Origin of the sequence: Nioella nitratireducens (assembly GCF_001879715.1) — a bacterium.
GTDB classification, from domain to species: domain Bacteria; phylum Pseudomonadota; class Alphaproteobacteria; order Rhodobacterales; family Rhodobacteraceae; genus Nioella; species Nioella nitratireducens.
Genome location: NZ_MNBW01000017.1, coordinates 44,819 through 66,636, shown reverse-complemented (window position 1 = coordinate 66,636; position 21,818 = coordinate 44,819). Strand labels below are relative to the sequence as shown.

Annotated in this window: 18 protein-coding genes and 1 tRNA gene; 9 read left to right on the top strand and 10 right to left on the bottom strand. The window is 63.3% G+C overall.

All coding sequences use genetic code 11. From position 1 onward, the window contains the following. Positions 1 to 10: 10 nt before the first annotated feature. Positions 11 to 757, top strand: a complete 747-nt coding sequence (locus BKY27_RS15760; RefSeq protein WP_071675447.1) for a WecB/TagA/CpsF family glycosyltransferase — start codon at positions 11 to 13, stop codon at positions 755 to 757. Here BKY27_RS15760 and BKY27_RS15755 read toward each other — a convergent pair. The 4 genes from BKY27_RS15755 to BKY27_RS15740 all read right to left on the bottom strand — a co-directional run bounded on the left by BKY27_RS15755 (position 750) and on the right by BKY27_RS15740 (position 5,601). After that, positions 750 to 1,511 (bottom strand): SDR family NAD(P)-dependent oxidoreductase, encoded by a 762-nt coding sequence (locus BKY27_RS15755; protein WP_071675446.1) that lies wholly within the window; start codon positions 1,509 to 1,511, stop codon positions 750 to 752. The genes BKY27_RS15760 and BKY27_RS15755 overlap by 8 nt on opposite strands. Then, positions 1,508 to 3,091, bottom strand: a complete 1,584-nt coding sequence (locus BKY27_RS15750; protein WP_084668001.1) for a GMC oxidoreductase — start codon at positions 3,089 to 3,091, stop codon at positions 1,508 to 1,510. The genes BKY27_RS15755 and BKY27_RS15750 overlap by 4 nt, the downstream gene beginning before the upstream one ends. An 81-nt stretch (positions 3,092 to 3,172) precedes the next feature. Further along, a complete protein-coding gene (locus BKY27_RS15745; RefSeq protein WP_071675444.1) occupies positions 3,173 to 4,099 on the bottom strand; it encodes a tyrosine recombinase in 927 nt (308 codons plus the stop codon). Continuing rightward, positions 4,096 to 5,601 carry a hypothetical protein gene (locus BKY27_RS15740; RefSeq protein ID WP_071675443.1) on the bottom strand — a complete coding sequence of 502 codons (1,506 nt, stop codon included), beginning with the start codon at positions 5,599 to 5,601 and terminating at the stop codon, positions 4,096 to 4,098. Before BKY27_RS15740 ends, BKY27_RS15745 begins: the two co-directional genes overlap by 4 nt. Before the next feature lie 231 nt (positions 5,602 to 5,832). On the opposite strand from BKY27_RS15740, the gene BKY27_RS15735 reads away from it, so the two are divergent. Both BKY27_RS15735 and aroB read left to right on the top strand, forming a co-directional pair. Next, positions 5,833 to 6,399 carry a shikimate kinase gene (locus tag BKY27_RS15735; RefSeq protein WP_071675455.1) on the top strand — a complete coding sequence of 189 codons (567 nt, stop codon included), beginning with the start codon at positions 5,833 to 5,835 and terminating at the stop codon, positions 6,397 to 6,399. Continuing rightward, positions 6,396 to 7,514, top strand: coding sequence for a 3-dehydroquinate synthase (gene aroB / locus BKY27_RS15730; protein WP_071675442.1), 1,119 nt, complete (start codon positions 6,396 to 6,398; stop codon positions 7,512 to 7,514). The genes BKY27_RS15735 and aroB overlap by 4 nt, the downstream gene beginning before the upstream one ends. A gap of 94 nt (positions 7,515 to 7,608) precedes the next feature. On the opposite strand, the gene gpt is transcribed toward aroB, so the two are convergent. Continuing rightward, positions 7,609 to 8,115: a xanthine phosphoribosyltransferase gene (gene gpt, locus BKY27_RS15725; RefSeq protein WP_071675441.1), complete on the bottom strand. Its 507-nt coding sequence runs from the start codon at positions 8,113 to 8,115 to the stop codon at positions 7,609 to 7,611. 3 nt (positions 8,116 to 8,118) lie between these two features. Then, on the bottom strand, positions 8,119 to 8,931 hold the full coding sequence (gene fabI, locus BKY27_RS15720; protein ID WP_071675440.1) for an enoyl-ACP reductase FabI: 813 nt from the start codon (positions 8,929 to 8,931) through the stop codon (positions 8,119 to 8,121). Between the two features lie 145 nt (positions 8,932 to 9,076). Here fabI and pdxH point away from each other — a divergent pair, with 145 nt between their 5' ends. The 6 genes from pdxH to BKY27_RS15690 all read left to right on the top strand — a co-directional run bounded on the left by pdxH (position 9,077) and on the right by BKY27_RS15690 (position 16,241). Continuing rightward, on the top strand, positions 9,077 to 9,682 hold the full coding sequence (gene pdxH / locus BKY27_RS15715) for a pyridoxamine 5'-phosphate oxidase (RefSeq protein WP_071675439.1): 606 nt from the start codon (positions 9,077 to 9,079) through the stop codon (positions 9,680 to 9,682). A 201-nt stretch (positions 9,683 to 9,883) separates the two neighbouring features. Next, complete coding sequence (locus BKY27_RS15710; RefSeq protein ID WP_071675438.1) at positions 9,884 to 10,405, top strand: cold-shock protein; 522 nt, start codon at positions 9,884 to 9,886, stop codon at positions 10,403 to 10,405. 1 nt (position 10,406) lies between these two features. After that, on the top strand, positions 10,407 to 10,871 hold the full coding sequence (locus BKY27_RS15705) for a DUF192 domain-containing protein (RefSeq protein ID WP_146636266.1): 465 nt from the start codon (positions 10,407 to 10,409) through the stop codon (positions 10,869 to 10,871). A gap of 57 nt (positions 10,872 to 10,928) precedes the next feature. Continuing rightward, positions 10,929 to 11,005: transfer RNA gene (locus tag BKY27_RS15700), tRNA-Pro, on the top strand. Positions 11,006 to 11,080: 75 nt separating this feature from the next. Then, complete coding sequence (locus BKY27_RS15695; protein ID WP_071675436.1) at positions 11,081 to 12,055, top strand: glycosyltransferase; 975 nt, start codon at positions 11,081 to 11,083, stop codon at positions 12,053 to 12,055. 508 nt (positions 12,056 to 12,563) lie between these two features. Continuing rightward, positions 12,564 to 16,241 carry a vitamin B12-dependent ribonucleotide reductase gene (locus tag BKY27_RS15690; protein ID WP_071675435.1) on the top strand — a complete coding sequence of 1,226 codons (3,678 nt, stop codon included), beginning with the start codon at positions 12,564 to 12,566 and terminating at the stop codon, positions 16,239 to 16,241. 109 nt (positions 16,242 to 16,350) lie between these two features. Here BKY27_RS15690 and BKY27_RS15685 read toward each other — a convergent pair whose 3' ends face one another. The 4 genes from BKY27_RS15685 to BKY27_RS15670 form a co-directional block, all read right to left on the bottom strand. Continuing rightward, complete coding sequence (locus tag BKY27_RS15685) at positions 16,351 to 16,773, bottom strand: DoxX family protein (protein ID WP_071675434.1); 423 nt, start codon at positions 16,771 to 16,773, stop codon at positions 16,351 to 16,353. An 88-nt stretch (positions 16,774 to 16,861) separates the two neighbouring features. Continuing rightward, the gene (locus BKY27_RS15680; RefSeq protein ID WP_071675433.1) at positions 16,862 to 18,949 is read right to left on the bottom strand and encodes a dipeptide ABC transporter ATP-binding protein; all 2,088 of its coding nucleotides are present in this window, start codon (positions 18,947 to 18,949) and stop codon (positions 16,862 to 16,864) included. A 164-nt stretch (positions 18,950 to 19,113) separates the two neighbouring features. Continuing rightward, positions 19,114 to 20,634, bottom strand: coding sequence for an ABC transporter permease (locus BKY27_RS15675; RefSeq protein WP_071675432.1), 1,521 nt, complete (start codon positions 20,632 to 20,634; stop codon positions 19,114 to 19,116). Between the two features lie 13 nt (positions 20,635 to 20,647). Beyond that, positions 20,648 to 21,733 (bottom strand): ABC transporter permease, encoded by a 1,086-nt coding sequence (locus tag BKY27_RS15670; protein ID WP_071675431.1) that lies wholly within the window; start codon positions 21,731 to 21,733, stop codon positions 20,648 to 20,650. Between the last annotated feature and the right edge of the window lie 85 nt (positions 21,734 to 21,818).

The following is a 21,818-nucleotide window of genomic DNA, read 5'->3' as shown; positions in this document are numbered from 1 at the left end:
AGCATCGAGTATGGAATTTCAGGCCGGGGACCACAGGGTCTGGGTCACGGTCACGGGCTGGCCGCAACTGCAGGAAAAGGTGCGCGAGCGGTTTCGCGCCGGGCAGGGCTTTGCGCTCGCGACGCTCAACCTCGACCACCTGACCAAGCTGCGCACCCCCGGCCCGTTCCGTGACGCCTATGCCGCGCAAGATTTCGTCACCGCCGACGGCAACCCCATCGTCTGGTGCGCGCGGCTGGCGGACCAGCCGGTAGAGCTTCTGCCGGGCTCGGACCTGATCTTGCCGCTCTGCCGTCTGGCTGTTGAGGAAAACGTGCCCCTCGGCCTTGTCGGCAGCACCGAAGACAGCCTGACCGGCGCGGCGGACGCCTTGCGCCTGCGGGTGCCGGGGCTGCGCATCGTGTCCAAGGTCGCGCCGCCGATGGGGTTCGACCCCGCAAGCGCCGCCGCCGACCAGATCCTTCTCGGGCTCAGCTATGCGGGTGTGCGCCTTTGCTTCCTCGCCCTTGGCGCGCCCAAGCAGGAAATCCTCGCCGCCCGTGGCCGCGCCGTTGTGCCCGAGATCGGCTTTGCCTCCATCGGGGCGGGGCTGGATTTTCTGTCCGGCCAACAAACCCGCGCGCCGAAATGGGTGCGGGCCGTGGCGATGGAATGGCTTTGGCGGCTGCTCTCCAACCCCAAACGGCTGGCAACGCGCTATGCAATGGCCTTCCGCGACCTGCCGGGGCATCTGTGGCGGTCTTGGCGGCTCAGGTAAGCTTGCGGGCCGCCACACGCGGCTTCATCAGAACCCGGTCCGCGACCCGCCGTTTCAGAGATCGCGGTGGCGGAATCTCTCGGTCCATTTCCCATGTGGTGCCGGTCAGGCTGGGGTCATGCCACAGCGCCAGCTTGGCCCCCCATGTCGCGGCTTGCTCGGGCGCCAGACCGTCGGCAATGCCCATCCGCGTGGCCAGCATTCCCGGCATCCAGTCATTGATGACGATCCCCGGAAACCGGTCGCCCAGATCGGCAATCAGCGCGCGGGTGAATATCCGCGCCGCCCCCTTCGAGACCGAATAGGCCGACGACCCCGGCAAAGGGGCGATGTCGGCAAAGGTGGCCACGGTCATGATCCGGCCAAAACCGGTCTGTAACATCCCGTCCAGCGCCGCGCGGGTGCAGGCGACGACCCCGCCGAGATTGGTGGCGACCGTGTCCATGAAACTCTCGGCCGTTTCCTGCGAAAAGTCCCGGCACGGATAGGTCGCGGCGTTGTTGATCAACACTGTCACAGGGCCAATTTCGGATGCCTTTACAAATGCCTGCCGGACAGAGCTAAAGTCAGTCACATCCGCCTCGATCGCGGTGAACCGCCCCGGCGCGGCCAGCGCCTTGGTCTCGTCCAGCGCCGCCATCGACCGGCCCAGTCCCGCCACCTGCATGGATTGAGACAGGTCCGCCGCCAGCGCCCGGCCCAATCCGCCGCCCGCGCCGGTGACAACCGCAATTCCGTCGGTAAGGTTCCTCATTTGTCCCCCGTCATGTTGTCCGCCACCCGCAGCGCATTGGCGGCAATGGTCAGGCTGGGATTGACCCCCATCGAAGTCGGGAAGACCGAGGCATCGGTGACCCAGAGATTGGGGGCGTCATGTAAGTGCCCATGGCTCGTTACAATTGAAGACATTGGATCAATTCCCATCCGTAACGTCCCGCAAGGATGTCCAAAATTCGGTTCTGGATCATGGCTCAGAAAGGCCGTGCGCGTGCCGCGAAAACCCCGCCGGATCAGCCGCCGAAACAGCCGCCGCCGCGCCAGCAACTCGGGCGCGATGCGATACTCCAGCGCGATCTGTCCTTGCGCGTCGGGGTGCAGCAACACCCGGTTTTCGGCATAGGGAAAATCCTCCAACAGCCCTACAAAGACCTTGGCGGTGCCCATCACCTTGGCCCCGATTGCCGCTGGAATGCGGGTAAACTCCTCGGCTCCCGGCACGCGGGCCAGCCAACTGCGCGCCACCCGCTGGCGCAAGTGATGCACGATTTCGCCATAACCCACGTCGATGCCCATGGCCTGCACCATGCCAAGCCGCTGGCCTTCGGCAAAATACAAATCGCGGAACCCCACGGATTTCGTCGGTCCGTGGTCGCCGGCGGTCTTTCCGGGCCAGAGTGCGAAAATCTCGTTGAGGTGAAACATCAGGTTGCGCCCCACAAGGTCGTGGGCGTTACCGATCCCCCTTGGATCGCTGTCAGAGGCCGAGGCCAGCAGCAATCGGGGCGAAGACAGCGCGCCAGCCGCCAGCACCACATGCGCGGCCGTCAGTTCGTGTTCGGCCCCGCCATGGCGCAGCCGCACCGACACGCGGCCATCCAGACCCCGCACCAGCCGCGTGACCTCGGCTTCGGTCAGCAGCGTGGCCTTGCCGGTGGCCAGCGCCGGTTCCACCCCGGCAGAGCGGCCATCCATTTTGCAAGGGCGCGGACATTTGCGCCCCAGACATTCCGCGCAGCCATCCAGATAGCGCAGCGCTGCGTGCAGCCGGTAAGGATGCAGCCCGTTGCCGCGCAAACTGTCCATGATCCGCGCGTCCCCCGGCGGCGGTGCGGGCGGCGGCGTCAAGGCTGGCGAAGGCTCGTCGCTCAGCGGATCGGGCTCTCCGTGAGCATGAAACAGGCGTTGCGCCGCGTCGAACCACGGGCGCATGTCGTCAAAGCTCACGGGCCAGCCCCCGGTGGGGTGTGGGCGGTCGGGCAGGGCGTCGAGGTCATGGCGTTCGGGCCGTTCCAGCGTGGCGGCGTAGAACACCGACGATCCGCCGACCCCGGCCCCGAGCGGCGCGAAAAAGCTCTGCTCCCGCCCGTTCAGCGTGACGCGGATCGGATCGGGCCAATAGCCCCGGATCGCCCGCGCCGTCGGGTCGCCCATGTCGAGGTTCAGCCCGGTTTCCTCGGCCCGGTATCCGGCGCGGCCTTTCTCAAGGAAAAGAACCCGCCAGCCGGCCTCGGCCAAGGCACGCCCCGCGACGCCGCCACCGATCCCAGTGCCGATCACGATGGCGTCCCAGTGGCCTGTTTTTATCTCGTCGAGCCGCTCCATGCCTGCCTTCATACCGCACTTTCGTATGCACGGGGGGTGCACAGGGGGTGTACCGGGGGTGTACGGCTGGCATGGGGCAAAAATCGGGCCGCGTCAGGGCTTTGCCAGCGGGTGATTGTCCAGCACCAGCGCCTTCAGCCGCTCGTCCAGAACATGCGTGTAAATCTCGGTCGTGGCGATATCGGCATGGCCCAGAAGCGTCTGGATCGCCCGCAAATCGGCCCCGTTCTGCAACAGGTGCGTGGCGAAGGCATGGCGCAATGTATGCGGTGTCACGGTCTCGGGGGAAATCCCTGCGGCAACGGCTATCTCCTTGATAAGCGTAAAGAACCTGACCCGCGTCAGATGCCCCGACTTGCCCCGCGATGGAAAAAGGAAGCGCGAGGGCGGCGTGCCATGTTCGACCCGCGCGACCTCTTGCTCGACATCCCGATGCGCCAGCCATGCGATCAAAGCCGCGCGGGCCGGGGGCGACAGCGGCACCATCCGCTCCTTGCTGCCCTTGCCCATGATCAACAGCAATTCCGGGTTCCCCCGCGCCGCAGAAACCGGCAGGCTAACCAATTCCGTCACCCGCATTCCCGTTGCATAAAGCATTTGGATCAAACAGGAATTTCTAAGGCGGTCGCCCGCGCCCCGGCCCTGTTTTTCAGCTGCGGCGAGCAGTCGTTCGACCTCGTCCATGCTCAGCGTTTGCGGCAGTTTCTTGTCCCGCCCCGGCCCCTTGATCTGGATCGCCGGGTTGTCCGCGCGCAACCCTTCCTCATAGGCGAAGCGGTAAAGCTGCTTCAAAGCGGACAACCGCCGCGCCCGCGTCGCCCGTGCCATGCCCTGCGCGTCCAGATGGATCAGGTACGCCTCCAGATCCTCGCGCGTGGCATCGTCGAACGCCCGCCCGCGCGCGGCAAGCCAGCCCGCGCAATCCTGCAAGTCCCGGCCATAGGCCAAGAGCGTGTTGCGCGCGGCATTGAGTTCGGCCGCTTGCGCATCAAGGAACGGAGAAATCCAGTCGCCGCTCATCCCCGCCGCTCCAGAACAAGTAATTGCAACGCTGCTTCACGGGCGGTGTTTTCCAACCCCATCGCGCGGAACAGCGACAGCGCGTCGCGCAGATCATCCAGATCGGGTTGGTCCCGGCTGAGGACAAGCGCGGCGCGTAACAGGGCCTCGCCGATCCGATCCTCGCCGATCATGCGGGCATAGCGGTCGGGGACTGACGTGCCGGAAAACACGTCGGCAATCAAACGGGGCAAGGCACCGGCGGGGGCGGGCGTGGCTGTTTGCCCGCGCGCAATGGCAAAGAGAAAACGTTCGCCGGGCGACTGCGGCACCGCCATTTGCGCCACGGTTTCATAGCGTGACGACAACAGTGCCACGCGCCGCGCCAACAGGGCGAGATCGCCGGTCAGCGGCTGGCGCATCAGGCGGTCGCCATAGACCTCGGCGAAGGGCACCTCCAGCTCGGCCTCCTGCATCGCGGCCCAGGCATCGGGCAGGGTGTCGGCCACCGCCTCGGGGTCTTGGGCCAGAATAGCCACGTCCAGACGTTGCACCGCATCGACCCGGTCCCAGACCCCGCCAGAGGCCGAGGGCACGCGGCTGGTGTAGATCAACTGCCATTGCGCCGGGGTAAGTGCGCCCGCCCGCGTCAGCCGTTCCGCGGCGTCCAGTTGCGCCCGCCATCCGGCCACATCGGCAAGGTCGATATGGGCGAAGGCCAACGGCAACTGGCTGGCGCCGGGCCGCTCTCCGATCGCCACGCGCATGACGTAGTGCAGGGGCGACGGGGTCACGTCCAGCGGCAACGGGTCCGAGCCTTCGGCAATACCGGGGTCGAGGAACCGCGCGATCAGGTCCGCTTCGGCCGTGTCGATGAAGCCGAGCGCTTCGCCGGTGTCCAGCGACAGGGCGGCGGCCGACCAGTCGCCGGACCGGGCAAGGCAAAAGATCCGCGCGGGAAACGAGGGGGCGATATCGGGGTTGGCCCGCATCGCCGCGCAGGCGCGGTCTGGCTGGTCGGTCAGCAACGTAACATCGAACCAGCGCCGGAACACGCGGGGCGCGGTCGGCCCGGCGCGTTCCATCATCGCGCGGGCCGGGTCGATGGCCCCCCGCGACAGTAGCATGTCGAGCCGGGCAAGGAACAATTCCGCCTCTTGCGTGCTGTCGGGCGGCGGGTTCAGTTCCGACAGGGCGAGCATCTGGGTAAAGTTCTGGATCGCGGGCAGCCCGATGGTGGGCTGGGCGCGAAAGAGGTTGGCCAGGGTTTCGCTGCTCGACCCCGCCCAGAGATCGGCAGGCAGCCCCGTCTGCATGGGCGTCAGCAGCCCGACCGCATCCAGGCTGACCGCGCCGATGGGCATGACCCGAATCTCTTCGGGCGTGGCCGACGTTGCGATATTGCCATGCGGGCTAAGCAGGGATTCGGACAGCCACGGCGGCGGCGGGGCAACGACATCGGCCTCTTGCGCGCCAACCGGAAAGGCCAGAAGCCCGGCCACGAAGGCCGCCTTAGTCCACATCGAGCTCCACCGGTCGCGTGATTTCACGCGTTTGCGGCTGCAAGAGCCCGGAATAGGAATAGCCCACCAGCCCGATCAGGGCCAAAAGCGCCAAGAATATAAAGAGTCGGAAGATGCGCCCCAGCATATGTCCTCAACCTGCCATTGGTTTTCGGCGTTTGCCGCCGCTTTCAAATCATTATAAGCCAACTGGACGGGGATTTCGCCACTGGGGAGACGTTTTTTTTGGATATGGGCGAAACCACGCCAGCATCGACGCTTCGGCTGACCCGGACCATTGTTTTGGTGGGCATGATGGGGGCCGGAAAAACCGCGATTGGACGGGCCTTGTCAGCGCGCCTTGGCGTGCCGTTCGAAGATTCGGACGCCGAGATCGAGGTTGCCTCCAAGCTGTCCATCTCCGAGATTTTCGACCGCTATGGTGAGCCGTTCTTTCGGGAAAAGGAAAGTCAGGTGATCGCGCGGCTGCTGGACGGCCCACCCTGCATTCTGTCGACCGGCGGCGGGGCGTGGCTGTCGCCCCACAATCGCGCCTTCATTGCAGAAAGGGCCGCCGTGGTCTGGCTCAGGGCCGATCTGGCGACGCTCTGGAACCGGGTGAAGCACAAGGACACGCGCCCGCTGCTGCGCACCCCCAATCCGCGGGCGACGCTGGAAAACCTGTTGATCGCCCGCACACCGGCCTATGAACAGGCCGAGTTTACTGTCCAGACCCGCCCGGAATGGTCCATCGACCAGACGACCAATGCCGTGTTGCAGGACTTGGCCAAGGCCAACGTAGTGGAGACCCTCGCATGACCCAAGCCACCGTTCACGTGCCCCTCGAGGACCGTGCCTATGATGTGCGCATTGCCCCCGGCTTGATCGCGCGGGCCGGTGCCGAAATCACGCCGCTCCTGAACCGCCCGCGCGTTTTCGTGCTGACCGAAGAACGGGTGGCTGGTCTGCATCTGGAGGCACTGAGGGCCGGGTTGGCGGCCGGGGGCGTGTCGATGGACGCGTTGGTGCTGCCGCCGGGCGAATCCACCAAGAGCTGGCCCCATTTTACCCGCGCGGTGGAGTGGCTGCTGGAACAGAAAGTGGAGCGGAAAGATATCGTCGTGGCCTTCGGCGGCGGCGTGATCGGCGACCTCGCCGGTTTTGCCGCTGCCGTGCTGCGCCGGGGCGTGCGCTTCGTTCAGATCCCCACCAGCCTGTTGGCGCAGGTCGACAGTTCGGTGGGCGGCAAGACCGGGATCAATTCGGGGCTGGGCAAGAACCTGATCGGCGCGTTTCATCAGCCCTCGCTGGTGCTGGCCGACATTTCCGTTCTCGGCACGCTCACGCCCCGCGATTTTCTGGCGGGCTACGGCGAGGTGCAGAAATACGGGCTGCTCGGCGATGCCGCGTTCTTCGAATGGCTAGAGGTGAACGGGCCTGCAATGGCCGCGGGCGACGATGCCCTGCGGTTGGAGGCCGTGCGCCGCTCGGTGCAGATGAAGGCCGATATCGTCGAGCGGGACGAGACCGAGCAGGGCGACCGCGCGCTTCTCAACCTCGGGCATACGTTCTGCCACGCGCTGGAGGCGGCGACGGGCTATTCCGACCGGCTGCTGCATGGCGAGGGCGTGGCCATCGGCTGCGCGCTGGCGTTTGAGCTGTCCTACCGGCTGGGGCTGGTCAGCCAGGAGGAGCCGAGCCGCGTGCGCGAACATCTGGCTGCGATGGGGATGAAGAAGGACTTAGCCGACATTCCCGGTGACCTGCCGGATGCCGATGGGCTGCTCGACCTGATGGGGCAGGACAAGAAGGTGGTGGACGGGCAGTTGCGGTTTATTCTGGCGCGCGGGATCGGCGCCGCGTTTGTGACGGCGGACGTGCCGGGCGATGCGGTAAAGGCCCTGTTGGCTGAGTCACTCTGCGCTCGGCGCTAGAAAATCTTTCCAGAAAGGTCTTCCATCTACCCGGAAAAATCTTCTGCAAGATTTTTCCGTCAGGCCTCTTGGAAAGCATTTCCTGGAAAATGCTTCAATCCGTGCCGCGATAGGGTTCGACGTATTGCAGCGCCATGTCCCACGGGAAGAAAATCCAGGTATCCTGGCTGACGCCAGTGATGAAGGTATCCACCATCGGTTCGCCCTTGGGCTTGGCATACACGGTGGCGAAATGCGCCTTGGGGTACATCGCGCGGACCACTTCCAGCGTCTTGCCGCTATCGACCAGATCGTCGATGACCAGAACGCCTTCGCCGTCGCGCATCAGCGCCTCGTCCGGTTTGCTCAGGACCACAGGCTCTGACTGGGTCTGGTGGTTGTAGGATTTGATCGAAATCGTATCCACTGTGCGAATGTCCAGTTCCCGCGCGATGATCATCGCGGGCGCCATGCCGCCCCGCGTGATCGCCACTACTGCGCGCCATGCGCCGCCCTCGCCAGGGCCGTGTTTGTCCAGCCGCCATGCCAGCGCGCGGGAATCGCGGTGGATCTGGTCCCAGGAGATGTGGAAGCCCTTTTCATGGGGAAGCTGCGTGCTCATTCCTTAGCCCTCCTTCTTGTCCAGCGTCATGTCCGGCGCGTCTATCGCCTTCATGCCCACGACGTGATAGCCCGCATCGACATGCAGGTTTTCACCCGTGGTGCCGCTGCCCAGATCGGACAGCAGATAAAGCGCGGCCTTGCCGACCTCTTCCTGCGTCACGTTGCGGCGGAGCGGTGAATTCAACTCGTTCCACTTCATGATATAGCGGAAATCGCCGATGCCGCTGGCGGCCAACGTCTTGATCGGACCGGCGGAAATCGCGTTGCAGCGGATGCCGTCCTTGCCCAGATCCTCGGCGATGTATTTCACGGATGCTTCCAGGGCCGCCTTGGCCACGCCCATGACGTTGTAGTGTGGCATGACCTGTTCCGCGCCGTAATAGGTCAGCGTCAACAGCGAACCGCCCGCAGGCATCATCGCGGCGGCGCGTTGGCAGACGGCGGTAAACGAATAGACCGAGATATCCATGGTCATGCGAAAATTGTCGGACGAGGTATCGACATAGCGCCCGCGCAATTCCGACTTGTCGGAAAAGCCGATGGCGTGGACGACGAAATCCAGCGTGCCCCATTTTTCCTTGAGTGCGTCGAACAGCGCATCCATCGAGGCGCCGTCGGTCACGTCGCAAGGGATCATTGTATCGCAGCCGATCTGCTCGGCCAGCGGCTTGACCCGTTTCAAAAGCTGCTCGCCCTGATAGGAAAACGCCAGATCCGCGCCTTGATCGGCAAGCGCCTTGGCAATGCCCCAGGCGATGGATTTATCGTTGGCGAGCCCCATGATCAGCCCGCGCTTGCCTGCCATCAAACCCATCTTATCTCCCCTCAACGGCGCGTTTGTCCAGAATGCTGACCCTTTAGGCCATTGATGCGCCTGCATCAAGCGCGCAGGCGCGCGCGGGCGCTGGACGGGGCCGGGGGCTGAGGCTAGCGTGCCGCAACACCGACTGGAGGACGCTATGAGCGACAGAAGTGGCATTTTCGCGGGCGACGACCCGTTTGCCCTGGCCCGGGCCTGGCTGGCCGAGGCGGAACAGAGCGAAGTGAACGATCCCAACGCCATCGCGCTGGCCACGGTGGATGCCGACGGGCTGCCCAACAGCCGCATGGTGCTGTTGAAAGAGATCGAGGCCGGGGCCTTCGTGTTCTACACCAACTATGGATCGGCCAAGGCGACCGAGATCGAACAGGCCGGCAAGGCCGCTTTCGTGATGCACTGGAAAAGCCTGAGGCGCCAGATCCGGGTGCGGGGCATTGTCAGCCGCGAAGAGGGGCAGAAGGCCGACGAATACTACGCCTCACGCTCGCTCAAAAGCCGTCTTGGGGCCTGGGCCTCGGACCAATCGCGCCCGCTGTCGTCGCGCAGCGCGCTGATGGCAGAGGTCGCCAAGATCACCGCGCAGAAGGGGACGACGCCGCCGCGCCCGCCATTCTGGGGCGGATATCGGATCACACCGCTGGAGATCGAGTTCTGGGCCGATGGCGCCTTCCGGCTGCACGATCGGTTCCGCTGGTCGCGGTCGGACCCTGCCGGGGCGTGGGACGTGATCCGCCTGAATCCGTGATACCCGAGCGGTGCGAGTGACCTGTCCAAATGGCCTATTCTAGGCTTAACTTTCCTTAATCCGGCTCTTCCAAAAAACCAGACATACCTGTCTAGTCCTTGTTTTATAATAACTAAATGTTCTTGCGCAGCCGAAAACTAACGGTCAAGTTTGCGCAGGGGCGAATACAAGATCTGCCGAAGGCAGAAATTTGGGGACAATATGACAGAAGATGCCCGACTAGGGGACACGGTGGTGACAGGCACCGTGAAGTGGTTTGACAATGTCAAAGGGTTTGGCTTCATTATTGCGGATGCGGGCGGGCCAGACATTCTGCTGCATGCCAATGTGCTGCGCAATTTCGGGCAGGGATCGGTCGCGGACAGGTCACGTATTCAGGTGACGATTCAGCAGACCGAGCGGGGCGTTCAGGCGCAAGAGGTTCTGTCGATCGAACCGCCCGAGATCGAGGATGACGAGCAGCCCGACGGAATGGACATCGAGATTCCCGAAGGCACGCCGTATCTGGCGGCCCGCGTCAAATGGTTCGACAAGGCAAAAGGTTTTGGCTTTGCCAATGTGTTCGGGCATTCTGAGGATGTGTTCGTGCACATGGAGGTGCTGCGCCGGTTCGGGCTTGCCGATCTGCAACCCGGCGAGGCAGTGTGCCTGCGGGTCGTGGAAGGGCCGCGCGGCCAGATGGCCGCCGAAGTGCGTGCGTGGGATTATGTTCAGGAGGACTAGGATGCGCGTCTTGCATCTGGCTTTGGTGGCAACTGTGTTCGCGGGGGCCGCCAATGCGGCCTGCTCGGACTCGCGCCTTGAATTGCGCGGCGATTGGGGCACGGCCCGGTTTCGCGTCGAGATCGCGGATGATCCGCAGGAACGGGCCACGGGCCTGATGAACCGGGAACAGATGTCGCCCGCCGCGGGAATGCTGTTCGTTTACGAGACACCGCAGCGGGTCGCCTTCTGGATGCGCAATACGTTGATCCCGCTCGACATGGTGTTCATGGACGAGACCGGGGTGGTGCGGCGGGTGCACGATAACGCGGTGCCGCTTGATGAAACACCGATCCCCGGCGGCAACGACATCCAGTATGTGTTGGAAATCAACGGCGGCATGGCCGAGCAGATCGGCATTGATGTCGGCTCGCAAATGCGCCACCCAGTGATCGCCCCTGATATCGCGGCATGGCCTTGCGACTAGGCAAGGTGCGAAACGGGCTTTTCAAGGTCGCGTTCCCGCGATAGGAGAAGCGCCAGTCGGGGCGTAGCGCAGCCTGGTAGCGCGTCTGTTTTGGGTACAGAAGGTCGTGAGTTCGAATCTCGCCGCCCCGACCATTTTGGCACTGACTGCTTGCCTCTCGCGGGCTGGCGGGGCAGGTAGGCGCAATACGCCGTTGCCGAAGCGATGCCATGCCTGCTGATGCCTCTCAGATTGCCAAGACACGCCCCGGGCGCGTGACGATCCTTATGGGGCTATATAATGGCGCACGGTTTCTTCCCGATCAGTTGGCCAGTTTCACCCGCCAGACCCTGACCGGATGGGATCTGGTGGTGGGCGACGACGGCTCGACGGATGGCAGCCGCGACATTCTGACGGCCTTTGCCGAAACGCAGGCCACCGAAGATCGCGCCGTGTCGGTGGTGGCGGGGCCGGGGCAGGGGGTTGCGGTGAATTTCCTGACTTTGCTGGCCAATCTGCCCGAGTCGGTGGAATGGGTGGCCCTGTCAGATCAGGACGACGTCTGGCTGCCGGACCGGTTGCAATTGGGGCAGTCGGCGTTGTCGCGGGGGCCGGTCGAGGAACCGGCGCTTTTCGGCTCGGCAACCTGGGTCGTGAACGAGGATCTGAGCGCGCCGCGCCATTCGCCGCAATTCCTGCGCCCGCCCTCTTTTTCCAATGCCCTTGTGCAGAGCATCGCGGGCGGAAATACCATGTTGCTTAACCCGGCGGCAGCCCGGCTGGCGCGCTCCGCCGCGCAAGAGGCGCTGACGGCGGGCGGCCCGGTGACCCATGACTGGTGGCTTTATCAATTGATCGCGGGCGTCGGAGGCCGGGTGATCCGGGAGGAACGCCCGACGCTGCTTTATCGCCAACACGGGGAAAACCTGTTCGGCGCCAATCGCGGCTGGCGGGCCTCGGCCTTGCGGATGCGGCAGGTGGTGGCGGGCGATCTGGCGGGATGGGTGGATCAGAACACACGGGCCTTGCGGGCCTCGGACCATCGGCTGACGCCCGAAAATCGCGCCGCCCTCGACCGGTTTGCGGCGATGCGCACACAAAATGTGGTGTCCCGGCTGCGCAGCTTTCAAGCGCTCGGCCTGCATCGGCAGGGCAAGGCAAGCCAAGCGGCGATCTGGGTGGCGGCGGCGCTTGGGCGGCTTTGACTCCACGCGTCAGATTCGCATCATCTGAGGGCCGCCGGGCCGCCGGAATGCATCGCCCCCACAATATCTAGTGGATCAATCGTTGGTGCAGCTAGGCCTTGGATATACACAGGCTATTGGCGTGTTCGATCAAGTGACACTGCTATCCTCCCGCAGCCTTTGGAGATTTTGGTTTTCCACTGGCTGGGGATGAATCAACACGGCGACCCGCCGAAACGTGGGCGTCATGGATGCAAGGCTTTTTTGTGACATTCCGGTAAAAAAAAGCCGTTGACCTCCTAGGCCTGGATACGTCACCTTGTAGATGCTCCGGGATATGGCCACTAAATGTAGTGGGCTCGGCGCAGGGCAGACGGATTTCATTCTCTTGTACCGGTCGAGTCATCGGCCAGTCCGCGACCTCTGGGCGGGTCCGGTCAAGGGGGCGTGTTTGTCCGGTATTGAAGGGACACATCGCGACAAGAGCGGGGACACGCTGGCACGTCGCACATCAATAGGGACGTGAGGCATGAAGATCGAACGCCGGTTCACCAAGGCAGACCAGGAAACCTATGCAGGGCTGGAATTCACCCTGACGTCGTCGGAAATTCGCAACCCCGACGGCACGACCGTTTTCAAGCTCGACAACGCGGAAGTGCCCGTGGGCTGGAGCCAGGTCGCGTCTGACGTGTTGGCGCAGAAATACTTTCGCAAGGCCGGTGTGGCCGCGATTCTGAAGCCAGTGAAGGAAAAGGGCGTCCCTGCCTTCTTGTGGCGCCATGTGCCCGATGAAACCGCGTTGAAGGATCTGCCCGAGGACGAACGCTTCGGCGGCGAAACCTCGGCCAAGCAGGTGTTCCGCCGTCTGGCAGGGGCGTGGGCCTACTGGGGCTGGAAGGGCGGATACTTCTCCGACGACTCCGACGCCCGCGCCTATTTCGACGAGATGCAGTTGATGCTGGCCCGCCAGATGGCGGCGCCCAACAGCCCGCAATGGTTCAACACCGGCCTGCATTGGGCCTATGGCATCGACGGCCCGGCACAGGGGCACCATTACGTCGATCACAAGACCGGCAAACTGACCAAATCCACCTCGTCCTACGAGCATCCGCAGCCGCACGCCTGTTTCATCCAGTCGGTCGAAGACGATCTGGTGAACGAGGGCGGCATCATGGACCTTTGGGTTCGCGAGGCGCGGCTGTTCAAATACGGCTCGGGCACCGGCACCAATTTCTCCTCCCTGCGTGCCGAGGGCGAGAAGCTGTCGGGGGGCGGCAAGTCATCGGGCCTGATGGGCTTCCTCAAGATCGGCGACCGGGCCGCGGGCGCGATCAAGTCAGGCGGCACCACGCGCCGCGCGGCCAAGATGGTGATCGTCGATGCCGATCACCCCGATATCGAGGAGTTCATCAACTGGAAGGTGGTTGAAGAGCAGAAGGTCGCCTCGATCGTGGCCGGCTCGAAGATGCATGAGCGCGAGTTGAACAACATCTTCGCCGCCATCGCGGCGTGGGACGGTATGCTGGAGGATGCGGTCGATCCCGCCAAGAATGCCGGTCTGAAATCCGCCATTCGCAGCGCCAAAAAATACGCGATCCCCGAGACTTACATCAAGCGGGTGCTGGACTACGCGAAGCAGGGCCACACCGCGATCGAGTTCCCGACCTACAACACCGATTGGGACAGCGAAGCCTATAACTCGGTGTCTGGCCAGAACTCGAACAACTCGATCCGCGTGACCGACGCATTCCTCTACGCCGTCGAAAAGGATGCCGATTGGGAACTGATCAATCGCACCGACGGCAAGGTTGCCAAGACCGTCAAGGCGCGCGAGCTGTGGGATACCATCGGTCATGCCGCATGGGCCTGCGCCGATCCGGGTATCCAGTTCCACGACACCGTCAACGCGTGGCACACCTGCCCCGAAGATGGCGCGATCCGGGGATCGAACCCGTGCTCGGAATACATGTTCCTCGATGACACGGCCTGCAACCTTGCCTCGATGAACCTGCTGACCTTCTACACCGATGGCAAGTTCGACGCGGAAAGCTACATGCACGCCACCCGCCTGTGGACGCTGACGCTGGAAATCTCGGTGATGATGGCGCAATTCCCGTCCAAGGAAATCGCGCAACTGTCCTACGATTTCCGCACGCTCGGGCTGGGATACGCCAATATCGGTGGCCTCCTGATGAACATGGGCCACGGTTACGACTCGGACGAAGGCCGGGCGCTTTGTGGCGCGCTGACCGCGATCCTGACCGGCGTGTCCTATGCCACGTCGGCCGAAATCGCCGGTGAACTTGGTGCCTTCGCCAAATACGAAAAGAACCGCGAGCACATGCTGCGCGTGATCCGCAACCACCGCCGCGCAGCCCAAGGCGCGTCGGAGGGGTATGAGGGTCTGGCCGTGAAACCGGTGCCGCTCGATCATGGCAACTGCCCCGACCAGACCCTCATTGCACTGGCCGAGCAATGCTGGGACGAGGCGTTGGAGCTGGGTGAAAAGTACGGCTACCGCAACGCACAGGTGTCGGTGATTGCACCGACGGGCACCATCGGTCTGGTGATGGACTGCGACACGACTGGGATCGAACCCGATTTCGCGTTGGTCAAATTCAAGAAACTGGCCGGTGGCGGCTATTTCAAGATCATCAACCAGTCGGTACCCGCGGCGCTGGAAAAGCTCGGCTACGGGTCCGCCGAGATCGAGGAAATCACCTCGCACGCGGTCGGTCACGGCACGCTCGGCAACGCGCCCGGCATCAATCATACCGCGCTGCGCGGCCACGGCTTTGGCGACCGGGAAATCGAAAAGGTCGAAGCGGCACTGCCGTCGGCCTTCGACATCCGCTTCGTCTTCAATCAATGGACCCTCGGGGAAGAGTTCTGCACCAAGGTGCTCGGCATTCCCGCGGCCAAGTTGAACGACCCCACCTTCGACATGCTGCGCCATTTCGGCTTTTCGAAAGCCGATATCGAGGCCGCCAACGACCATGTCTGCGGGACCATGACCTTGGAGAACGCCCCTCATCTGAAAGAGGAGCACTACCACATCTTCGATTGCGCCAATCCCTGCGGCAAGAAGGGCAAGCGCTTCCTCTCCGTGAACAGCCACATCACCATGATGGCCGCCGCGCAGAGCTTCATTTCGGGGGCGATCTCCAAGACGATCAACATGCCCAACGATGCGACCATCGAGGATTGCCAGAAGGCGTATGAACTGTCGTGGTCCCTCGGGGTCAAGGCCAATGCGCTTTACCGCGACGGGTCCAAGCTGTCGCAGCCGCTGGCCGCCGCGCTTGTCGAGGATGACGACGAAGCGGCAGAAGCGCTGGAATCCGGCACGCCGCAGGAAAAGGCCACGGTTCTGGCCGAGAAGATCATCGAAAAGGTGGTGGTCAAGGAAATCATCCGCAGCCACCGCGAAAAGATGCCGGAGCGCCGCAAGGGCTATACCCAAAAGGCGGTCGTGGGGGGCCACAAGGTGTATCTGCGGACTGGCGAATACCAGGACGGGTCGCTTGGCGAGATCTTCATCGACATGCACAAGGAAGGTGCCGGCTTCCGCGCGATGATGAACAATTTCGCCATCGCCGTGTCCGTGGGCCTGCAATACGGTGTGCCGCTGGAGGAATTCGTCGATGCCTTCACCTTCACCAAGTTCGAACCGGCGGGGATGGTGCAGGGCAATGACAGCATCAAGAACGCCACCTCGATCCTCGACTACATCTTCCGCGAACTGGCGGTGTCCTACCTCGACCGCACCGATCTGGCCCATGTGAAGCCCGAAGGGGCAAGCTTCGACGATCTGGGCCGCGGACAGGAAGAGGGGGTGCGCAACTTCGAGGAAGTGCCGGAAAGCCGCGCCTCATCGCCCATCGAGGTGCTCAAGCAGATCAGCTCGACCGGCTACCTTCGCAAGCGGGTGCCGCAGGATCTGGTGGTGCTGCAAGGCGGGGGACAGGCGATCACTGCGCGCCATGCCCAAACCGGCGAGGCGGTGGCGACGCTGGAAACCGTAAAAACGACCTCGACGACGACAACTGCCATGGCATCGGGCACCGTCAGCATGGATGCCCGCACCAAGGCGCGGATGCAGGGCTACGAGGGCGAGGCCTGCGGAGAATGCGGCAACTACACGCTGGTGCGCAACGGCACCTGCATGAAGTGCAACACCTGCGGCGGGACATCCGGGTGTAGCTGACAAGATCGGGCCCGTGCGCCATGCCCCGGCGCGCGGGTCTGAAACACGGGGCGGGTGCGCTCGCCCCTGACGCGGTTCAGGCCACAGGCATAAAGCAAAATCGGGCAGTTCAATTTTGAGCCTGAACAGCGAAACTCAAGAGGGGGCCCAAGGGCCCCCTTTTTTCGCGGCCGCCAATAGCGAACCGCCCCGGCCCCTGCGCGGCCAAGATCAGCAGACCGCCTGCGATGGACCAGTTCTTGACCATGATCGTCACTTGCCACGGGTCGGCCCGCATTTGCCAGTGAAAATAGCTGGTGAACAGGCAATAGCCCGCCAACGCCACGGCCCAAAGCTGCACGCGCGGGCCAAGGAGCAGGCCCACAACAGCCAACGCGTTGAACAGCGCCACTGGCCAAACCAACCAGACCGGCAGGCCAATAGATGCGACCATCGCCTGCACCGGGGCGGGGTCGGTCAGTTTCTGCACCGCGCCGCCAAGAAACAAGAGCGCGATCAGGGCGCGTCCGATGAGGTTGAGAAGATCGCTCATGCCGCCACGCTGTCAGAGCCGCGCCGCTCTCGCAAAGGAAAAGCCCCCCGATTGGGGGGCCTTCCCGGCATTGTGATGGCGGCTGCGCCTACTCTGCCGCGACCTTGATGACCGGGGTCATGCGGGCGAGAATATCGTCGGCAAGGTGACACTTGATCTGGTGCCCACTGTCCAGCGTCTTCATCGGCGGCACCTCGGTGTCGCACAGGCCGCCTGGCACATCCTTCTTCCAGCGGCACCGCGTCTGGAATGGGCAGCCCGGGGGCGGGTTCATCGCCGAGGGAATGTCACCCTCCAGAACGATATGTTCCTTCTCCACCGAGGTATCGGCGATCGGAACCGCCGACAGAAGCGCCTCGGTATAGGGGTGGTAGGGCGGGCTGAAGACCTGATCGGTCGAGCCGATTTCCACCACGTGGCCCAGATACATCACCATCACCCGGTCCGAGAGATAGCGAACGATGGACAGGTCGTGGCTGATGAACAGCAGCGTCGTCTTCTCGTTGCGCTGGATTTCCATCAACAGGTCCGTCACGGCGGCCTGCACGCTGACATCGAGCGCCGAGACAGGTTCGTCCGCCACAACGATCCGCGCACCGCCTGCAAAGGCCCGCGCGATCCCGACCCGCTGTTTCTGGCCGCCCGACAATTGCCGGGGCATTCGGTCGGCAAAGGCACGCGGCAGCTTCACAAGGTCGAGCAGTTCAAGCATCCGCTGGCGTCGCGCGGCCTCGTTCTTGCCGATCTTGAAGACTTCCAGCGCCCGGATGATCTGTCGCCCCACGGCCATCGAAGGGTTGAGCGTATCGAACGGGTTCTGGAAAACCATCTGGATCGAGGACACGGTGCTGGTGTCGCGTTCCTGGATGGGCACCGATTCAATGCCCTTGTTGTCCAGCACCACATGGCCGTCGGTTGCGGTTTCCAGACCCATCAGCACCTTGGCCAGCGTGGACTTGCCGCAGCCGGATTCGCCCACGATGGCCAATGTCTCGGATTCGCGCGCCTCGAAGCTGAGCGACTCGTTGGCTTTCACCACCTTGGTTTCGCCGTGACTGAACAGGGCGCTTGCCGCGACTTCGTAGTATTTCTTGAGGTTGTCGACCTTGATGACCACCTCTCCAATCTCGGCCTTCTTGGTTTCAATGGCTGCAGCGATTGGCGCATTCCAGTCGATTTCTCGGAACTTCAGGCAGCGCGAATCGTGGCGATCGTCGCCCTCGATGGCATCCATCCGAATGTCGGCGGCATCGCAGCGCCCGCCTTCGAAATAGTCGCACCGCGGGCCGAAGTTACACCCGCGCGGACGTTCGTGGGGCAGGGGGAAATTGCCGGGAATGGCGACCAGCGGGCGGCTGTTCTTGTCAGCCCCCGGCAGCGGGATCGAGCGGAACAGCGCCTGCGTATAAGGATGGCGCATCTTGTCGAACACGTCCTCGATGGACCCGGTTTCTACCGCCTCGCCGGAATACATCACGCACAACCGGTCGCAGGTTTCAAGGATCAGGCCGAGGTTATGCGAGATGAACAGCATGGAAGTGCCGTATTTCTTGCCCAGATCCTTGACCAGTTCCACAACGGCGGCCTCGACGGTCACGTCAAGCGCTGTCGTCGGCTCGTCCAGGATCAGGAGCGAGGGGTTCGCCATCAACGCCAGGGCGATCACGATCCGCTGTTGCTGCCCCCCCGAAAGCTGGTGCGGAAAGGCGCTCAGCATCCGCTCCGGGTCGGGCAGGCGTACGTCGGTGACCACTTCCAGCGCGCGTTGGTAGGCCTCCTTCTCTGATACGCCTTCGTGGATCATCGGCACTTCCATCAACTGTTTGCCGATCCGCATCGCCGGGTTCAGCGAGGCCATGGGTTCCTGGTAGATCATGGCGATTTCCTTGCCACGGATCTTGGCCAGTTCCTCTCGGCTCATCTCGTTCAGGTTGCGGCCCTTGAACTTGATCGAGCCGCCAACGATGCGTCCGTTCACGCCAAGGTCTTGCATGACGCCAAGCGCCACCGTGGATTTCCCGCAGCCCGATTCCCCCACAAGGCCCATGGCCTCGCCGGGCATCACGGTGGTGGAAAAGTCCATCACCGCGGGGATTTCGCGCAGGCGGGTGAAGAAGGAAATCGAGAGGTTCTCGATTTCGAGGATGGGGCCGTCATATGCCTCGCGGTCAGCCATTCACTTTCTCCCGTTGGGGGCGGATAGGACGGCGCATGCGGGGGGCAAGTGGCACGTCTGGTGCCCGGTCTTGTCCGACATGCCGCCGTATGTGTCCTTCCGCATTATCCTTGTTCCGGTTCGAGGGGCCGCGCCCGGCCACAGGGCAGGGCGCGGCCCGATCATCAGTCTTTCAGGCTTTCCTCTCGCAGGCCGTCGGCCAGCAGGTTGAGGCCGAGCACCAGCGTCATCAGAGCCAGCGCGGGGGGCAACGGCGGGTGCGGATAGACCGTCAGCAGACGCCGCCCCTCGTTGATTGTCGAGCCCCAGTTCGGGCTTTCCGGGTTCACCCCGAGGCCGAAGAAGCCCAAGGTCCCCAGAAGGATGGTGGTGTAGCCGATCCGCAGGCAGAAATCGACGATCAACGGCCCGCGAGCGTTGGGAAGGATTTCCCACAGCATGATGTACCACGGCCCTTCGCCACGGGTCTGGGCTGCTGCCACATAGTCCCGCGTCTTGATGTCGAGCACGAGGCCCCGAACGATACGGAACACCGTGGGACTGTTCACGAAGACCACCGACACGAAGACGATCAGCAGGTTCCCGTCGATCGGGATGCCGATCAGCGGCTCATAGGCCTCGCGGGTCGAGGTCATCCATTCCGACACCGGGTTGCCTTGGTTGAGATAGCCGATGAAGGACGTGGCGAACCACACGATCGGATCAAAGCGGAAGACCGTGCCCAGATAGATCAGCAACAGGAAGACCGTGATCGGGATCGCCACCCATTTGATGATATGCGGCTGCGCCCGATAGCGGGAATAGAGCAGCACCCACAGGAAGATGATGGGCAGGATGAACAGGACCGAGGCCATATAGACCGGCACCCCGGCTTCGACGATCTCGGGTGTCACCAGCAGGTAGAACAGCAAGATCACCGGGAACGCCAGAACGAGGTTGGCGAGGAAGGTGATCAGCGTGTCGAACCGGCCCCCGATATAGCCCGCGGGCAGGCCAAGGGTAATCCCTACCATGAAGGCAAAGAGCGTGGCGAAGGGGGCAATGGTCAGCACCTCGCGCGCGCCCATTACCATCCGGCTGAACACGTCCCGCGCACCGGCATCACCGCCGAGCAGATAGTAGGGGAAGGCCCCGTCAGCGCTGGCGCCGGGCACCAGAGATCCCGGCGGAGCGTTACGCAGCGACGCCGCCACGTCGAGCGGGCCATAAGTCGCAATCATCGGAGCGAAAATCGCGGTGTAGACCCAGAACATGACCAGGCCGAAGCCGATCATGCCGACGAGGTTGTCGAAGAGCTTGCCATACAGGCCAAGCCGCCGCTTGAAGCGGATCGACACGACATAGGTGACGACAAGCGCGATCCAGACCGGCATGTATTGCGCCGCAACGCCGCCGATGATGCCCTTGGCCTCCATGCTGGGTTGCAGGATGCCCCCGAGGATATAGATCACGCAGACCGCCAGCACCGCAAAGACAGCGTAGCGCATCAGCGCAAGGGCCATATCCACCGGTCCCATGCGATAGGAAATCGTGTGGTCGGGGTTCACGATCGGCTCGGCCTGACGCAGGCCGACAAGGGTCATCGCGAAGTTGAGCACGAAGCCAAGGGCGAAGACGCCGACGGCGATCAGCAGGATCGGGTTGAGGTAAGGGCCCAGAGACCCGGACCAGGTAAGCGGTTCCATCTCTTGTCCTCCCTTACGAAATACGAATGCGCGGGTTCAGGTAGACATAGCCGATATCCGAAATCAGCTGCGTCAGCAGAACCACGATGACGGCAACGACGGAACAGGACAGAAGCATCTCGATATCGTTGTTCGAGGCGGCCTGCACCAGCGTCCAGCCGAAGCCGTTGTAATTGAAGAGCGTCTCGGTGATCACCACCCCGGTCAGCAGCCACGGGATTTGCAGCATGATGACGGTAAAGGGCGCGATCAGCGCATTTCGAAGGGCATGCTTGAGAACGATGTTGCGGAATTTCACCCCCTTGAGGCGCGCGGTGCGAATATACTGCGCCGTCATGACCTCGGCCATCGAGGCGCGGGTCATCCGGGCGATATACCCCATGCCGTAGAGGGCAATGGTCATGACCGGCAGAGTGAAGTTCCAGATGGTGATGTCCTCCATCGCCGAGCGGGCCGACCCGAGGAACAGCGTGCGCCCCTCGATCCAGCCGTTTTCGGCCAGCCATGGCGACAGCCCCGCCGTTGAGGACGCGAAGATGATGATGAAGATCACCCCCGATACATATTCCGGCGTCGCCGTCGAGGTGATCGAGATGGTCGACAGGGTCCGGTCGAGACGACTGCCCTCTCTCATCCCGGCCAGCACGCCGATGACCAGCGCCGAGGGCACCATGACCGCGAAGGAAATCAGCATCAGCCACCCGGTCAGCGCCAAGCGCCCGCCCAGAACGTTCGACACGTCGTCGTCGGATACGGTGGAAAAGCCCAGATCCCCCTGAAGGACGCCACAGAACGTGGGGGCCTCCTCGGCGGACATTCCCGGATCAATGCAGCGTCCGGTGACAGTGTCGGCAGCATCGGTCCGGGTCCAGCCCGGCACAACACCCAGCCATTCGCCGTAGCGCACCAGAAGCGGTCGCGTGTAGCCCCGGTTTTCCAGCCACTGCGTGACTTCCGCATCGGTCATCCGCGCATTGCCTTGGGTCTTGGCGAGCTTTTCGAGGTTGGGAGCGAGGTTGGTGAGGAAGAAAACCACGAGCGTGAGGCAGAACGCGGTCAAAAGCATCACTCCGATGCGTCGTAATATGAAGAGTCCCATGTGTATCCCTGTCGCTGGTGCCGCCTGTGGCGGTTTGGCCGGTTTCTTTGATGAACCGTTGGGGGGACAGTCGGCCTTTGGCCGA

Coding starts and splice junctions, on each gene's coding strand:
- BKY27_RS15670 (WP_071675431.1), bottom strand. CDS start 21,733: ATGGGACTCTTCATATTACGACGCATCGGAGTGATGCTTTTGACCGCG.
- BKY27_RS15740 (WP_071675443.1), bottom strand. CDS start 5,601: ATGTGGACTAAGGCGGCCTTCGTGGCCGGGCTTCTGGCCTTTCCGGTT.
- BKY27_RS15745 (WP_071675444.1), bottom strand. CDS start 4,099: ATGAGCGGCGACTGGATTTCTCCGTTCCTTGATGCGCAAGCGGCCGAA.
- BKY27_RS15750 (WP_084668001.1), bottom strand. CDS start 3,091: ATGAAGGCAGGCATGGAGCGGCTCGACGAGATAAAAACAGGCCACTGG.
- pdxH (WP_071675439.1), top strand. CDS start 9,077: ATGAGCGACAGAAGTGGCATTTTCGCGGGCGACGACCCGTTTGCCCTG.
- aroB (WP_071675442.1), top strand. CDS start 6,396: ATGACCCAAGCCACCGTTCACGTGCCCCTCGAGGACCGTGCCTATGAT.
- BKY27_RS15685 (WP_071675434.1), bottom strand. CDS start 16,773: ATGAGCGATCTTCTCAACCTCATCGGACGCGCCCTGATCGCGCTCTTG.
- BKY27_RS15705 (WP_146636266.1), top strand. CDS start 10,407: ATGCGCGTCTTGCATCTGGCTTTGGTGGCAACTGTGTTCGCGGGGGCC.
- BKY27_RS15735 (WP_071675455.1), top strand. CDS start 5,833: ATGGGCGAAACCACGCCAGCATCGACGCTTCGGCTGACCCGGACCATT.
- BKY27_RS15755 (WP_071675446.1), bottom strand. CDS start 1,511: ATGAGGAACCTTACCGACGGAATTGCGGTTGTCACCGGCGCGGGCGGC.
- BKY27_RS15710 (WP_071675438.1), top strand. CDS start 9,884: ATGACAGAAGATGCCCGACTAGGGGACACGGTGGTGACAGGCACCGTG.
- BKY27_RS15675 (WP_071675432.1), bottom strand. CDS start 20,634: ATGGAACCGCTTACCTGGTCCGGGTCTCTGGGCCCTTACCTCAACCCG.
- gpt (WP_071675441.1), bottom strand. CDS start 8,115: ATGAGCACGCAGCTTCCCCATGAAAAGGGCTTCCACATCTCCTGGGAC.
- fabI (WP_071675440.1), bottom strand. CDS start 8,931: ATGGGTTTGATGGCAGGCAAGCGCGGGCTGATCATGGGGCTCGCCAAC.
- BKY27_RS15760 (WP_071675447.1), top strand. CDS start 11: ATGGAATTTCAGGCCGGGGACCACAGGGTCTGGGTCACGGTCACGGGC.
- BKY27_RS15680 (WP_071675433.1), bottom strand. CDS start 18,949: ATGGCTGACCGCGAGGCATATGACGGCCCCATCCTCGAAATCGAGAAC.
- BKY27_RS15690 (WP_071675435.1), top strand. CDS start 12,564: ATGAAGATCGAACGCCGGTTCACCAAGGCAGACCAGGAAACCTATGCA.
- BKY27_RS15695 (WP_071675436.1), top strand. CDS start 11,081: ATGCCTGCTGATGCCTCTCAGATTGCCAAGACACGCCCCGGGCGCGTG.